Source organism: Streptomyces sp. NPDC087787, from assembly GCF_044743035.1.
In the GTDB taxonomy this organism is placed as follows: Bacteria; Actinomycetota; Actinomycetes; order Streptomycetales; family Streptomycetaceae; genus Streptomyces.
Window position 1 is genome coordinate 75,724 of record NZ_JBIUVQ010000009.1, and the last position, 14,090, is coordinate 89,813.

The 14,090-nt window shown below is 73.7% G+C and carries 12 protein-coding genes; 4 read left to right on the forward strand and 8 right to left on the reverse strand.

Features of this window, described 5'->3' with window-relative positions:
* Positions 1-134: 134 nt before the first annotated feature.
* Positions 135-1,520 carry a transcriptional regulator gene (locus tag ACIOWN_RS16410; protein WP_362345675.1) on the reverse strand — a complete coding sequence of 462 codons (1,386 nt, stop codon included), beginning with the start codon at positions 1,518-1,520 and terminating at the stop codon, positions 135-137.
* Between the two features lie 327 nt (positions 1,521-1,847).
* On the opposite strand from ACIOWN_RS16410, the gene ACIOWN_RS16415 reads away from it, so the two are divergent.
* The 3 genes from ACIOWN_RS16415 to ACIOWN_RS16425 all read left to right on the forward strand — a co-directional run bounded on the left by ACIOWN_RS16415 (position 1,848) and on the right by ACIOWN_RS16425 (position 5,050).
* Positions 1,848-2,525 (forward strand): bifunctional DNA primase/polymerase, encoded by a 678-nt coding sequence (locus ACIOWN_RS16415; protein ID WP_362345677.1) that lies wholly within the window; start codon positions 1,848-1,850, stop codon positions 2,523-2,525.
* A gap of 129 nt (positions 2,526-2,654) precedes the next feature.
* Positions 2,655-3,449, forward strand: coding sequence for an ABC transporter ATP-binding protein (locus ACIOWN_RS16420; protein ID WP_401982652.1), 795 nt, complete (start codon positions 2,655-2,657; stop codon positions 3,447-3,449).
* Positions 3,446-5,050 (forward strand): transporter, encoded by a 1,605-nt coding sequence (locus ACIOWN_RS16425; protein WP_401982561.1) that lies wholly within the window; start codon positions 3,446-3,448, stop codon positions 5,048-5,050. The genes ACIOWN_RS16420 and ACIOWN_RS16425 overlap by 4 nt, the downstream gene beginning before the upstream one ends.
* 22 nt (positions 5,051-5,072) lie before the next feature.
* Here the strand turns inward: ACIOWN_RS16425 and ACIOWN_RS16430 are convergent, their stop codons facing one another.
* The 6 genes from ACIOWN_RS16430 to pdxH all read right to left on the reverse strand — a co-directional run bounded on the left by ACIOWN_RS16430 (position 5,073) and on the right by pdxH (position 11,606).
* The gene (locus ACIOWN_RS16430) at positions 5,073-5,891 is read right to left on the reverse strand and encodes a class I SAM-dependent methyltransferase (RefSeq protein WP_401982562.1); all 819 of its coding nucleotides are present in this window, start codon (positions 5,889-5,891) and stop codon (positions 5,073-5,075) included.
* Between the two features lie 59 nt (positions 5,892-5,950).
* Positions 5,951-6,850, reverse strand: a complete 900-nt coding sequence (locus ACIOWN_RS16435; RefSeq protein ID WP_100568955.1) for an alpha/beta fold hydrolase — start codon at positions 6,848-6,850, stop codon at positions 5,951-5,953.
* Between the two features lie 457 nt (positions 6,851-7,307).
* Entirely contained in the window at positions 7,308-8,000 is a 693-nt protein-coding gene (locus tag ACIOWN_RS16440) for a metal-dependent transcriptional regulator (protein ID WP_100568956.1), read from the reverse strand.
* Between the two features lie 431 nt (positions 8,001-8,431).
* Positions 8,432-9,919, reverse strand: a complete 1,488-nt coding sequence (locus tag ACIOWN_RS16445) for a PAS domain-containing protein (RefSeq protein WP_362345683.1) — start codon at positions 9,917-9,919, stop codon at positions 8,432-8,434.
* A gap of 156 nt (positions 9,920-10,075) precedes the next feature.
* Complete coding sequence (locus tag ACIOWN_RS16450; protein WP_401982564.1) at positions 10,076-10,831, reverse strand: SIS domain-containing protein; 756 nt, start codon at positions 10,829-10,831, stop codon at positions 10,076-10,078.
* A 97-nt stretch (positions 10,832-10,928) separates the two neighbouring features.
* Positions 10,929-11,606, reverse strand: a complete 678-nt coding sequence (pdxH, locus tag ACIOWN_RS16455; protein ID WP_362345687.1) for a pyridoxamine 5'-phosphate oxidase — start codon at positions 11,604-11,606, stop codon at positions 10,929-10,931.
* 302 nt (positions 11,607-11,908) lie between these two features.
* Between pdxH and ACIOWN_RS16460 the strand changes: the two genes are divergently transcribed.
* A complete protein-coding gene (locus ACIOWN_RS16460) occupies positions 11,909-13,009 on the forward strand; it encodes a citrate synthase 2 (protein WP_100568959.1) in 1,101 nt (366 codons plus the stop codon).
* A 45-nt stretch (positions 13,010-13,054) separates the two neighbouring features.
* Here ACIOWN_RS16460 and ACIOWN_RS16465 read toward each other — a convergent pair whose 3' ends face one another.
* Positions 13,055-14,083 (reverse strand): 2-oxoglutarate and iron-dependent oxygenase domain-containing protein, encoded by a 1,029-nt coding sequence (locus tag ACIOWN_RS16465; protein ID WP_362345688.1) that lies wholly within the window; start codon positions 14,081-14,083, stop codon positions 13,055-13,057.
* Between the last annotated feature and the right edge of the window lie 7 nt (positions 14,084-14,090).

The window sequence follows — 14,090 nt, forward strand, 5'->3', positions numbered from 1 at the left end:
GTCGGCTCACGCTACCGGGTCCCCGGAGCCCCGTGCCACGCAGCACGCGACCAGACCTCCTTCCCTGTGACGGCAGTAACAAAACCCGCCCGCCGCACGCTGTTTATCCGCCAGGTCTCACGGCGGGCACCCGTTCACGCCGCCACGCGCGTCTCCAGCCGCGCCCCGAACTCCCTCACCACCGGCTCGTCCCGGAACGGCTCCAGGCGCTGCTGGAAGCCCTCCAGGTACTCCGCGCCGCGGTCGGAGCGCAGCGTCCGCAGCAGCTCCACCGCCTTCAGCCCGGTGCTGCAGGCCTGTTCGACCTCCCGCTGCTGCACCTGCGCCGTGGCGAGGAGCACATAGCCGATGGCCCGCCGCCGCGCCCGCGACGCGGGATGCCCGGCCAGCGACTCCTCGGCCGCCCGCGCGGCCGCCTCCGCCTGCCCCAGGTCCCGGTGGCAGTGCGCCAACTCGTCGGCGAGATACGCCTCGTCGAAGTGCGCGATCCACGCCGGGTCGTCCCCGGAGTGCGGTTCGGCGGCCTCCAGCGCGCTCACCGCCCGTCCGGCGGAGAACTGCGCGGCCCGCGCGTCGCCCATAAGGGCGTGGCCACGCGCCTCGGCCGCGTAGAACATCGCCTCCGCGCGCGGAGTCACACGACCGCGCGCACCCTCCTGCGCCGCACGCGCCAACTGCGCGATCTCCCGCGGGTTTCCGAGCTGCGCGGCGAGATGGCTCATGGAGGCGGCCAGCACATAGCCGCCGTAGCCGCGGTCCCCGGCCGCCTGGGCGAGCCGCAGCGCCTGGATGTAGTACCGCTGGGCCAGGCCCGGTTGGCCGGTGTCGACAGCCATGTACCCGGCCAGCTCGGTGAGGCGGGCGACCTCGGCGAACAGATCGCGGCCCACCGCCTCCCGGTAGGAGCCGGCGAGCAGCCCGGAGACGACGCTGTTGAGGTAGTGCACGACCACCGGGCGCACATGCCCGCTGCCGTGGCTGTGGTCCAGCTCGACCAGCGCCTGCGTCATGGCCCGTACGGCGGCCACGTCTGACTGGCCCACCCGCGACCCCGCCGCCCGCGCCACCTGCGGGTCCGGCGCGGAGATCAGCCAGTCACGGCTCGGCTCGACCAGCGCGGAGGCGGCGACGGAGGAGCCGGACAGGAAGTCCCGGCGGCCCACGTCACTGCGCCACAGCTCGCAGACCTGCTCGATGGCTCCCAGCACCGTCGGCGAGAACTGAAGGCCCACGCCCGACGCGAGGTTCTTGCCGTTGGCCATGCCGATCTCGTCGATCGTCACCGTACGGCCGAGTTTGCGGCCGAGCGCCTCGGCGATGATCGCCGGGGCCCGTCCGCGCGGCTGCTGTCCGCGCAGCCAGCGCGCCACCGACGTCTTGTCGTAGCGCAGATCGAGACCGTGCTCGGCGCCGCACATGTTGACCCGGCGGGCCAGCCCGGCGTTCGAGCAGCCCGCTTCCTGGATGAGCGCCTGCAGCCGTTCGTTCGGCTGCCGCGCGACGAGAGGCCTGGCGGCCATGGCGTTAACCCCCTGAAGCTGCGGTGCCTGCTCACGCACCGAGTTGACGGCTCCTGCTCGGCCGGACGCGATCCGCGTCCCGGCGAAAAGTTCCGGCCGTGAAGATCGATGCCCCGTGGACATACCGAAAATGCGGGACATGTGTGGATTGCCGGGGTGAAGGCGGTTGCCGCCCCCCACCGAACTACCCAGCGCCCGCCGGCGATCCTCCTGCGCGCCCCCACACGTGCACCCATGCGCCCCGAGCACGGAAGGGTGCTCCTCCCCGGCGCGTCCGCCCACCCGACCCGCCCGTAACTCCAGGTGGGCGCGGCAGTTGAGTGGGACGTGGAAGAGACGATCGCGGGCGCGGAAGCCGCACACAGCGCCGGCCGGGTGGCCGGTCACGTCCCCCTGCAGCGCGGGGAGTCGCTGCAGGAGACAGCCGTTCGCTACGCCGAGGAACGCCACTGGGACGTGTTCCCCGGCACCTGGCTGGTGACGGTCGGCGGGGTGCAGCACTGCTCCTGCGGGGACCCGCGGTGCGCCGCGCCCGGCGCGCACCCGGCGCGCGAGGGCTGGGCGTCCCTGGCGACCGGCGGCGCGAGCACGGTGCGCGGGATGTGGCAGCGGCAGCCGACGGCGTCGATCCTGCTGCCCACGGGCCGTACGTTCGACGCGATCTCCGTGCCGGAGACGGCCGGGTTCCTCGCGCTGGCCCGGCTGGAGCGGCTGCGGTCCGCGCTGGGGCCGGTGATCCTGACCCCCGAGCGGCGGATGCAGTTCTTCGTGCTGCCGGGCGCGTCCGTGAAACTGCCGGACCTCCTGCGGCGGCTGGGCTGGTCGCCGGCCTCCCTCGACCTGGTCGCCCTCGGAGAGGGCGCGTACGTGGTGGCGCCGCCCACGCGCTACGGCTCGCGGGCGGTGCAGTGGGCCTGCCGGCCGACACCTGCCAATCGCTGGCTGCCGGACGTCGAGGAGCTGGTCCCGCCACTGGCCTACGCGTGCGGCAGGGACCGCCGCTAGTGCTGCGACCGGCACTAGCCACCCGTCCCGTTCCGGCTCCGGCCCCCGTGGTGGGCCGCCCTCGCACGGTGGCGCCGCAGATCAGCACGGTCCCGCACCCCTCGGGCAGGGTCCCCCGTAGGGTTCGTGCTGACGGAGGGAGCAGTGACAGTGGGTACAAGCGCCGTACACGTGCGGGGGCTCTGGAAGCGGTTCGGGCAGCAGGTCGCCGTCGCCGGGATCGATCTCGCGCTGCCCGCCGGGAAGTTCATCGGGCTGGTCGGGCCGAACGGAGCGGGGAAGACCACCACGCTCTCCATGGTGACCGGGCTGCTGCGGCCCGACCAGGGCACCGTCGAGATCGCCGGGCACGACGTGTGGCGGGACCCGGTGGCGGTGAAGGCGCGGATCGGCGTGCTGCCCGAGGGGCTTCGGCTCTTCGAGCGGCTGTCGGGGCGCGAACTGCTGTCGTACTCCGGACGGTTGCGAGGGCTGCCCGGGGACGAGGTGGACCGGCGGGCCACGCAGCTGCTGGACGTGCTGGACCTCGCGGGCGCGCAGCACAAGCTGGTCGTCGACTACTCGACCGGCATGCGCAAGAAGATAGGCCTCGCCTGCGCTCTGCTGCACAACCCGGAAGTCCTCTTCCTCGACGAGCCCTTCGAAGGCGTCGACCCGGTGTCCGCGCAGATCATCCGCGGCGTCCTGGAGCGGTACACCGCCTCCGGGGCCACCGTGGTGTTCTCCTCGCACGTCATGGAACTGGTCGAGTCCCTGTGCGACTGGGTGGCCGTGATGGCCGCGGGACGCATCCGCGCCCAGGGCACCCTCGCCGAGGTGCGCGGCGCGGCTCCCACCCTTCAGCAGGCGTTCCTCGAACTCGTCGGCGCGCAGGGCCGGGACGCCGGTTCCGACCTGGACTGGCTGGGCGGCGGTTCCCGATGAGCGCCGGGGCCCCCTCGATCACGCCCGTCGTCGTACGCCTGAAGCTGTCGCTGCTGCGCAACGGGCTGAGGCAGTCCGGCGGGCGGCGGGCCGCGTTCATCGCGTCGGCCGTCGTCGCGCTGCTGTTCGCCGCGTTGCAGACGGTGGGCCTGATCGCGCTGCGCGGCCACGCGCACATCGACTCCGTGGCCGTCCTGGGCGTGGCCGTGCTGGCGCTGGGCTGGGCCGTGATGCCGCTGTTCTTCCCCACCGGCGACGAGACCCTCGACCCGACCCGGCTGGTGATGCTCCCGCTGCGGCCGCGACCGCTGGTCGGCGCGCTGCTGGCGGCGTCCCTGGTCGGCATCGGGCCGCTGTTCACGGTGCTGCTGCTGGTGGGCTGCGTGATCGCGGTGGCGCACGGGGCGGCCGCGTCCGTCGTCGCGGTCCTCGCCCTCGTCCTCGCGCTGCTGGTGTGCGTGGCCCTGGCGCGGGCCGTGGCCGCCGCCAACATCCGGCTGCTGACCAGCCGCAAGGGACGGGACCTCGCGGTACTCAGCGGACTGGTCATCGCGGTCGGGGCGCAGGTCGTCAACTTCGGCATGCAGCGCCTGGGCTCGGCCGGTCTTGGACAGCTCGGCCCGGTGGCGGACGTGCTGCGGTGGCTGCCGCCCGCCTCGGCGGTGGGCGCGGTGGACTCGGTGAGCAGGGGCTCCTACGGCGTCGCGGTGGCCCAGCTCGCGCTGACCGCGGCCGCCCTGGCCGCCCTCCTCGCGATGTGGGCGCGCAGCCTGACCCGGCTGATGACCTCGCCCGACTCCTCGACCCTCCAGCCCGTCGGTGCTCCCGAGCGCGACCGGGCCCGCGAGGGCCGCGGCCTGGCGTGGTGGCTGCCGCGCGGCCGCACCGGCACCGTCATGGAGCGCAGCCTGCGCTACGTCTGGCGCGACCCGAAGACCAAGGCGGCCTGGGTGACGGCGCTCGCCATCGGGCTGATCGTCCCGGTGTTCAACGCGGTCCAGGGCACCGGCTCGCCGTACTTCTCCTGCTTCGCCGCCGGGATGCTCGGCATCCAGATGTACAACCAGTTCGGCCAGGACACCTCCGCGTTCTGGCAGGTCGCGCTGACGATCTCGGCACCGCGTGACGCCTACGTCGAGCTGCGCGCGCGGGCGCTTGCGCTGCTGCTGATCACCCTGCCGTACGCCACCCTGGTCACGGTGCTGACGACGGGCCTGCTCGGCGAGTGGCGCCGGCTGCCGGACGTGCTCGGCCTGTCCTTCGCCCTGCTCGGCGCGATGCTGGCGACCGGGGCGTGGACGTCGGCGCGCTTCCCGTACTCCATCCCGCAGGAGGGCCACAAGAACGTGGCTCCCGGTCAGGCCGGTCTCGCCTTCGTCTCCATCTTCGGCGGCATGGTCGCGGCGGCCCTGCTGTGCCTGCCGTTCATCGCCCTGGTCATCTGGTCGAACGTCAGCGCCACCGGCGGCAGCTGGAGCTGGGTGCTGCTGCCGGTGGGCGCGGCCTACGGGGCGGCGATCACGCTGCTGGGCCTGCGGCTGGCGGCACCGCGCACGGCGGCCCGGCTGCCGGAGATCCTCACGGCGGTGAGCAAGGGCTGAGCGGGGCCCGGGAGGCACCCGCTCAGCGCAGGCGCGCGGTCACCACGTGGACGGTGAAGCCGCACGGAACCAGCCCGTCCGGCCCGGCGAGCCCGGCCGCCTCCCGTACGAAGCTCTCCCGCAGCCGGGAGACGGCGGCCGGGTCGAGCGGTCCGACGTCGTAGATGCCGGACAGGGCCGCCCAGACCTGCTCCACCGGGCCGCTCAGATCGATCGGGACCGTCTCCCGGTCCGGGGCGCCGAACCCGGCCGGCTCCAGGATCGCGCCGAGGCCCTCGCGGCTGCGGGTCCTGCGGTCGCCGAGCGGCGGAATGCGCTGCTCGGCGGGCGCCCGCTCGACGGCGTCCCTCAGCAGGCCGCTGAACAGCTCGTACGCCTCCCCGCCGAGAGGGCCGCCGCCGACCACGCAGGCCAGTGTGGAGCCGGGCGACAGCACCCGGGCGATCTCCGCCGCGACCCGGTCGACGTCGCCCATCAGCATCAGCGCCATGTGGCAGACGCAGGCGTCGAAGGCCCCGTCGGCGAACGGCAGCCGCTGCGCCCTGGCCTGGGCCAGCGCGGTGGTACGCAGGGACGGGCGGCGCCGGGCCAGGGCCAGCGCCTCTGGCGAGAGGTCCACACCGGCGAGCCGCCGCCCCTCGGGGCGTGCCAGCAGGTCCAGCAGGACGCCGTCACCGCAGCCGAGGTCCAGGACCCGCCGGGCGCCGGCCACCCGGTCGCTCAGGATCTGATAGCTGGATCGCCCGTCCGGCGATCGCCCGGTCACGAAGGCGTCGGCGGTGACCGCCGGGTGTTCGGCGTGGAAGGCCTTGAGGAAGGCCTCCTGGACGGCCGTGGGCACGGCCGTGGGCACGGTTGGGGACGTGGTGGGAGATGCCGTGGGAGACGCGGGGGCGGCGCTCATCCGGTGAGCACCGCGTCAAGGAAGGGTTCGATGGCCATGCGCCACGCCTCCGGCTGGTCGTAGTGGACGAGGTGACCGGCGTCGGCCACCTCCGCGTACTGGCCGCGCGGCAGGACGCGGACCATCTCCTGGGCCTCGGCCCGGCCGAGTTCGCCGTCCAGGCCGCGGACCACGAGGGCCGGGCAGCGGACCTGGGCCAGCTCCTCCCAGTGGGCGTCGTACACCCAGGCCTCGCGGGAGGTGAGCATCTGCTGCGGTTCGAAGACGGGGCGCCAGCCGTCGGCGCTCTCGTGCATGACCTCGGCGTAGAACTCCCCGCGGGCCGGGTTGGGGCGCTCCACCCAGGGGTCGTCCTCGCCGAACCACTTCCGTACGTCGGCGAGGGCGGCGAAGGGCACCGGCCAGGCACGGAACCAGTCCTCCCACTCCCGCTGGGAGGCGGCGCCGAGCGCGGAGGCGCGCATGTCGCAGATGATCACCGCCCGTACCAGGTCGGGGCGGCGGGCGGCGAGCTGCCAGGCCGTCAGCGCGCCCATCGCGTGCCCGATGACGACGGCCGGGCCGAGGCCGAGCTGTTCGAGTGCGGCCTCGGCGTCCTCGACGTAGGCCTCACGGCCGTAGGCGGCCTGCGGCGTCTTCTCGCTCTGGCCGTGCCCGCGCTGGTCGAGAGCGACGGCGCGGTGCCGGCCCGAGAGCCAGCGGGCGGTGGCCGCCCAGTGGGAGGCGCGGCCCATCAGGCCGTGCAGCAACAGCACGCCGTCGGACCGCCCGGATCCGTCGGACCGCCCGGGCGCCGGCTCCCTCCCCTGCCCCGGCACGGCCTTCGGGGGCTCCGCGAACTCCCAGGCGGCGAGCCGTACACCGCCCGACCCGGTCACGTCGATGCGCCGCACCATTGGTCCTGGCACCCCCCTGGAACCGTGTTCAGCTTCCGTATGCCGTCGTGCACATTCTGTAGCGAGCGCGGGCCGTGGGGCCCTCACGCCGACACTCAGGCTATCGAATACGCATTCGAAAACGCTGGCTCTGCCGTCAACACCCCTCGTTCGAGTGACGCCTGGCCAGGATTGATCGCCGCCCCCATGGGGAGATCTTCAACGGGAGGCGGACCACTCGGGGAAAAGCGGTCCGAGGGGGACGACCCTGAGAGCTCGGGGCTCCGGGTCGCCGAAGGGGAGGACAGGCCCCGGCGCCGCACGGCGCCGGGGCTCTCTCCATGTCTGCGGCACATTGCCCCACCCCTTCGGTCCCCATACCTCTCGGCCCAGCCTCGCACGCCCGGCGCCCGCCCGCTGCGCTTCGACGCGCTGAACCACGGACGGGGGAAGACGGCGCGCCGGACGGGCGGCCGGCTCAGCGCTTGGCGACGAACACGTGGGAGGCGACCTCCGCGTCCAGCTCCGCCGCCTCGCCGCTGCTGCCGACCAGTACCCCGCCGGCCGACTCCGTCACGCTGACCACCGAGCCGGGCTGCACGCCCGCGCGGCGCAGCGTGTACATCAGCTGCGCGTCCGTCTGGATCGGCTCGCCGATCCGGCGGACGACCACGGTCTTGCCGTCGGCGCCCGCGTCCAGGTCGGCGAGCGACACCATCCCCTCGTCCAGGAACGGGTCGGCGCCGTCCTTCTCGCCCAGCTCCTCCAGGCCCGGGATCGGGTTGCCGTACGGCGACTCGGTCGGGTGCCGCAGCAGCTCGAGCACCCTGCGCTCCACGGCCTCGCTCATCACGTGCTCCCAGCGGCAGGCCTCCGCGTGCACCTGCTCCCACTCCAGGCCGATCACGTCGACCAGCAGGCACTCGGCGAGCCGGTGCTTGCGCATCACGCGCGTGGCCAGCCGGCGGCCCTCGTCCGTGAGCTCCAGATGCCGGTCCGGCGCCACCGAGACCAGGCCGTCGCGCTCCATCCGCGCGACCGTCTGGCTCACCGTCGGCCCGCTCTGGTCCAGGCGCTCCGCGATCCGGGCGCGCATGGGGACGACGCCTTCCTCCTCCAGCTCGAGGATGGTGCGGAGATACATCTCCGTGGTGTCGATCAGTCCGGACATACGTGCCCCTCGATTACCTCGGCCGGGAGCCTGGCGGCTCCCCGGCGCGTGCGCTGGCCCTGACGTCAATTCTGACGCATCCCGCTGACAAGCGGGCTGCCCGCGCGAAACGCAGACGACCCGCGAGCTGGGTCCCTCCGCCTCGGCGGAGGAGCCGGCCGGACGTACCGGCAGCTCGCGGGTCGGGTGACTGCTTGGAATTGGGCCGGCCGCACGTTTGTGTCACGCGCTGGTCCGGCACCGCACAGGGTGGGGTGACGGGCCGCTAGCCCGCAGCCACCTCACGCGTCCGGGTCTCACTCATCTACCGGATCACCTCCCTTCGTGTGTGCACAACACCCTAGGAAGCGGACCGGCGATACTCAACAGGTTTTTTCGAGCGCGATTCGAGTGCGATGGGGACGCCGTCGCGGCCGGCCCCTCTCGTGCGCTCAGGTGTGGCCGTCGTGCGGCAGAAGGGCCAGGTCGAGGGAGGTGGCGATCCGGGCGGCCACGTCCTCGGCGTAGGTCGCGTCGCCGCGTTCGAAGGGGGTGCGGGCGGAGCCGCGCAGGAAGGTCACGACGCCGAGGGTGCGGCCCCGGCTGCGCAGAACCGCGCACAGGGCGTGCACGGCGTCCCCCGGCCATTGCCGGGCCTCGGCCCACTCGCGCGCCCGGTCGGCCGGCACGGCCCCGGCGGAGGCCCGCACGGAGCCGGCGCGCTCGACGCACTGGAGGGCGGGGTGGCCCGTTCCGTAGCGGACGGGCAGCCCGGCCCGGCCGCTGAGCAGGCTGGGCCCGGGGCCGCCGGACGGGGTGGCCGCGGCGCGGACCAGCCGGACCGGGGCCGCCGTCCCGGAGTCGACCGGGGCGATCCCGCCCGCCAGGCGGTCGGCCGGGACGGCTCCGCCCGTCACCCGGTCGGCCGGGGCCACGCCCGCCACACGGTCGATCAGGGCGTGGTCAGCGAAGCCGGCCAGGGCGTAGTCGAGGTGGACGGTGACGGCCTCGGCCGGGTCCTCGCACTCGGCGGCGGCGCGGGCGGCCCGGTGCAGCTGGTTGCCGCGGAACCGCAGCAGCGCGGCCTCCTGCTCGCCCTGCTTGGCCTCGGTGACGTCGGCGAAGAGCCAGGCGACGCCGAGCGGTACCGGTTCCTCGGCGAGCGGTGAGGCGAGCCGGACGAATCCGCTGCGCCAGCAGCGCCGCCGGTCGCCCTCCGGGGTGCGTACGCCCACCCACAGCTCGGCGGGGGCGGGCGGGGCGCCCTCGGCCAGGACATGGGTGAGCGCGCTCTCCAGCTCCTCCAGGCCCTGGGTGAGCAGTTCGCCGAGCGGCCGGCCGAGGGCCGCCGTGCGGCCGGTGCCGAGGGCCTGGGCCGCGTAGGCGTTGACGACGGCGGGCCGCAGGTCGGCGTCGACGAGGACGACACCCCAGAACGCCTCCTCGAACAGGGCCTCGCTGAGCGCGATGGACCGCTCCAGGTCGATCTGCGCGTGCACCTCGCTGAAGGCGCAGTACAGGCCGGCGGGCTTGCCGTCGGGCCCGTGCACGGCCGCCGACTGGGTCCGCACCAGGACACGGCCGCCGTCCTTGGTGACCAGCGCGAACTCGTGCACCTGCCGTCCGGGGGCGTGCATGGCGGACATCAGCCGCCCCTCGACCTCCTCGGCGTCCGCGCTGCGCACGGCCCAGCCGGCGAAGCCGTGCCGTCCGACGGCCTCGGCGGCGGTCCACCCCAGGATGCGCTCGGCCTCGCGGTTCCAGTGGGTGACGACGCCGTCGGCGTCGAAGGCGCACAGGGCCGCGTCCATGCCGTCGAGGAGGGCGGCCAGCAGATCGGAGCCGTCATGCATGTCGGAGCCCCGCGGGCCGTCCCGCTCCGGCTCGGGCTCGTCGGGCCCCAGCTCGTCGGTGGCCCCACTACGCCGGGAAGCACTCACCTGGACCCCCTGCAGGCTGCGTCCGCACGTACGGCGCGTCGTTTCGCTCACTGGTCATCATTCAACTCGAACGTGACCCAGCACACACCGGGTTCCCAGAACATTGAAGGAATTGCCGTCCGCGGAAATTCCCCGCGACGGGTCGATCGGGACAGGTCAGTGCCGGTAGAAGATCCGGTCGGCGTACCGGTCGAAGACCTGGGCGTTCCACTCGTGGCCGCCGTCGACGTTGCCCGAGCGCAGCAGCGGCGGTTCGATGCCCCGGTCGGCGAGGACGGCGGCGGTGGTGGCCATGACCGCCTGGAGCAGGGCGGAGGTCACGACGGTGGAGGCGGGCGCGAAGGGGGCCGCGACGGTGTCGAGGGTGAGTTCGGCGTCCCCGACCGCGATCTTGGAGTCGAGGACGATGTCGCAGTGGTCCTTCAGGAACGTCCCCGAGGCGTTCCGTGAGGTGGTTTCGGTCGCGTAGGCCACCGAGGTCACGCCGACGACCCGGACGCCGAGGGCGCGGGCGCGCGCGGCCATCTCGACGGGCAGGGCGTTGCGCCCGGACAGCGAGATGACGACCAGGGCGTCGCCGGCGCGGAGGGGGGAGGTGTCCAGGACGGCGGAGGCGAGGCCGTCGACGCGTTCCAGGGCGGAGCCGAGGGTGGCGGGCACGACGTCGACGCCGACGGTGCCGGGAACGGCGAGCAGGTTCATCAGGGCCAGCCCGCCGGCGCGGTAGACGAGGTCCTGGGCGGCGAGGGAGGAGTGGCCCGCGCCGAAGGCGAACAGGCGGCCGCCGGCGGCCACGGTGTCGGCGAGCAGCGTCCCGGCCGCCGCGATCTGCTCGGCCTCCTCGTCCCTGACCCGCTGGAGCAGGCCGATGGCGGCGTCGAGGAACTGGCCGGCCGGCGTGCGGTCGCTCATGCGTGGTCCGTCCCTTCGGGGCGACTGTGTGTCGCGGATCACGGTGAGGTCTGGACCAGAGCCGTGTCAATACGGCGCCGCCCGCGACGGGGCCGCCTCAGGGGCTCAGCCGCTCCACGCGCCAGCCGCCGTCCGGCTCGGCCACGTACCGCAGGCGGTCGTGCAGGCGGTTCTCGCGGCCCTGCCAGAACTCCACCGAGCGCGGGGCGACCCGGAAGCCGCCCCAGTGCGGCGGGACGGGCACCTGCTCGCCCTCGGGGTAGCGGGCGGCCAGCTCGGCGTAGGAGGCGTCGAGCTCCGCGCGGCCGGCGATCACCGAGGACTGGGCGCTGGCCCAGGCGCCGAGCTGGGAGCCGTGCGGACGGGTGCGGAAGTACGCGGCGGTCTCGTCGCGGCCGGTGCGGCGGGCCACGCCCTGGACGATGACCTGGCGGGCCATGGGGTGCCAGGGGAAGAGCAGCGAGACATGCGGGTTCCCGGCCAGGTCGCGGCCCTTGCGGGAGTCGTAGTTGGTGTAGAAGACGAAGCCCTGCTCGTCGAAGGACTTCAGCAGCACCGTGCGGGAGCTGGGCCGGCCGTCGGCGTCCGCGGTGGAGACGACCACGGCGTTGGGTTCGAACAGCCGGGCCTCGGTCGCGGCCTGCTGGAACCAGCGGGCGAACTGGGCGACGGGGGTGGCGGCCAACTCGTCCTCGGCCAGTCCCTCGGCGCGGTAGTGCATGCGCATGGAGGCGAGGTCGAAGGGGGCGGTCTCACCGGCTTCTCGGTCGGTCACGCGGTCATCCTGCCGTATCCGGCGGACGCCCTTGCGAGGCACCCTCGCCCTCCATCCGGGATCCGAGGTGGCACTGAGTGCCGCCCCACTCCCCTTTTGTGGCACTCGGGGTTATGGTGCTGCTGTCGATCCGGTCGGGTGCCAGCCCACCGCACGGGGCGTCGTCCCGGCAGTCCCGGTAATCCCCCCGGCCCCCAGTCCCCATCGCCCTTGTCACAGCTCGTCACCTCGCTCGTCACCTCGGTCGTCCCGTCGCAGTCTCTGTCGCACCCTCTGTCGCACAGACCACAAGGAGCCGCCTGATGTCCGACTTCGTACCCGGTCTCGAAGGAGTCGTCGCGTTCGAGACGGAGATCGCCGAACCGGACAAGGAGGGCGGCGCCCTCCGGTACCGGGGGGTCGACATCGAGGAACTCGTCGGCCAGATCTCCTTCGGCAACGTCTGGGGGCTGCTGGTCGACGGCGCCTTCGACCCCGGCCTGCCGCCCGCCGAGCCGTTCCCGATCCCCGTGCACTCCGGGGACATCCGTGTCGACGTCCAGTCGGCGCTGGCGATGCTCGCCCCGGTGTGGGGACTGAAACCGCTGCTGGACATCGACGTGGAGCGGGCGCGCGACGATCTGGCGCGGGCCGCCGTCATGGCGCTGTCCTACGTCGCCCAGTCGGCGCGCGGGCAGGGCGTGCCGATGGTGCCGCAGCGGGAGATCGACAAGGCCCGCTCCATCACCGAGCGGTTCATGATCCGCTGGCGGGGCGAGCCGGACCCCAAGCACGTGGCCGCCGTCGACGCGTACTGGACGTCCGCCGCCGAACACGGCATGAACGCCTCCACGTTCACCGCCCGCGTCATCGCCTCCACCGGCGCCGACGTGGCGGCCGCCCTGTCGGGCGCGGTGGGCGCCATGTCCGGCCCGCTGCACGGCGGCGCGCCCTCCCGGGTCCTCGGCATGATCGAGGAGATCGAGCGGACCGGGGACGCGGCGGGCTACGTCAGGAACGCCCTGGACCGCGGTGAGCGACTGATGGGATTCGGCCACCGGGTGTACCGGGCCGAGGACCCACGCGCACGCGTGCTGCGCCGCACCGCCCGGGAGCTCGGCGCCCCGCGCTACGAGGTCGCCGAGGCCCTGGAGAAGGCCGCCCTGGAGGAGCTGCACAACCGCCGGCCGGACCGGGTGCTGGCCACGAACGTCGAGTTCTGGGCGGCGATCATGCTGGACTTCGCCGAGGTGCCGGCGCACATGTTCACGTCGATGTTCACGTGCGCGCGTACCGCGGGCTGGTCGGCTCACATCCTGGAGCAGAAGCGCACCGGCCGCCTGGTGCGCCCCTCCGCCCGCTACGTCGGTCCCGGCCCGCGCAGCCCGCGGGAGATCGCGGGCTACGACAACATCTCGCACTGACCGGGCACTTCACCGCATCCGGCCGGCACGCGCGGCATCACGGCATCACGCGGGGCTCAGCAACTCCGTGTGGTGCCGTCGGGCCACCAGCGGGTGGGCGCGGAGCTTGCCCTTCAGCTCGTTCAGCCCGTAATCGGCGAACAGCGGGTTGCCCGGGTCGTCCGTGACACCGGGCGCGGTCGAGGCGTGCGGGAAGGGCAGCGGCGCGACGCGGGCGTCCAGGCGCGGGTTGTAGAAGAACGGCACCGAGAACCGCTCGGTGGCACCGGGCGGGGAGACGACCCGGTGGTTGGTGGCGACGAGGTAGCCGTTGGTGGCGACCTCCAGCAGCTCACCGAGGTTGACGACGAACGCGCCCTCGATCGGCGGCACGTCGTGGAAGAGGCCGTCCGCGCGCTGCACCTGGAGCCCGCCGATCCGGTCCTGGAGCAGCAGGGTGAGGAAGCCGTAGTCCTTGTGGGCGCCGACGCCCTGGTCGGTGCCGTCGCCGGCGCTGCCCGGGTAGCGGACGAGCTTGAGGTGCGGGTGGGCGTGCTCGCCGAAGACGGGGTCGTAGAAGTCGGCGGGCGCGCCGATGGCGGTGAGCAGCTCGTGCAGCAGCCTGCGGGCGACGGCGCCGAGCCGGTCGATCCAGGCGAGCGCGGCGGTGCGCAGCTCGGGCAGGGCGGCCGGCCACTGGTTGGGGCCCTGGAGCCACCAGTACGCGGGCTCGCCGGGGCCGGGGACGCGGGCGGGTCGCTCGGCGCCTATGTCGAGTTGGTCGCGCCAGTCGCGGGCACCGCCGGTGCGCTCGTCCCCGGTGCGCGTGTAGCCGCGGAAGTGGGGCGAGTTGACGTTGTCCAGGGCGAGGCGGTCGGCCTCGGGGAGCCGGAAGAAGGCGTGCATGGCGTCGAGCAGCGCGTCGGTCTCGGCCCGGGTGACGCCGTGCCCGACGAGCTGGAAGAAGCCCACGTCGTGCGCGGCACCGTGCAACTGCTCGTGCAGCAGCGCCCGTTCCCGGGGACCGCGGTCGGCGGCTGCGAGGTCGATGATGGGGAGCTGGTCGTACGACGGGTTCGTCGCCGTGTTCGTCATGGGTCAC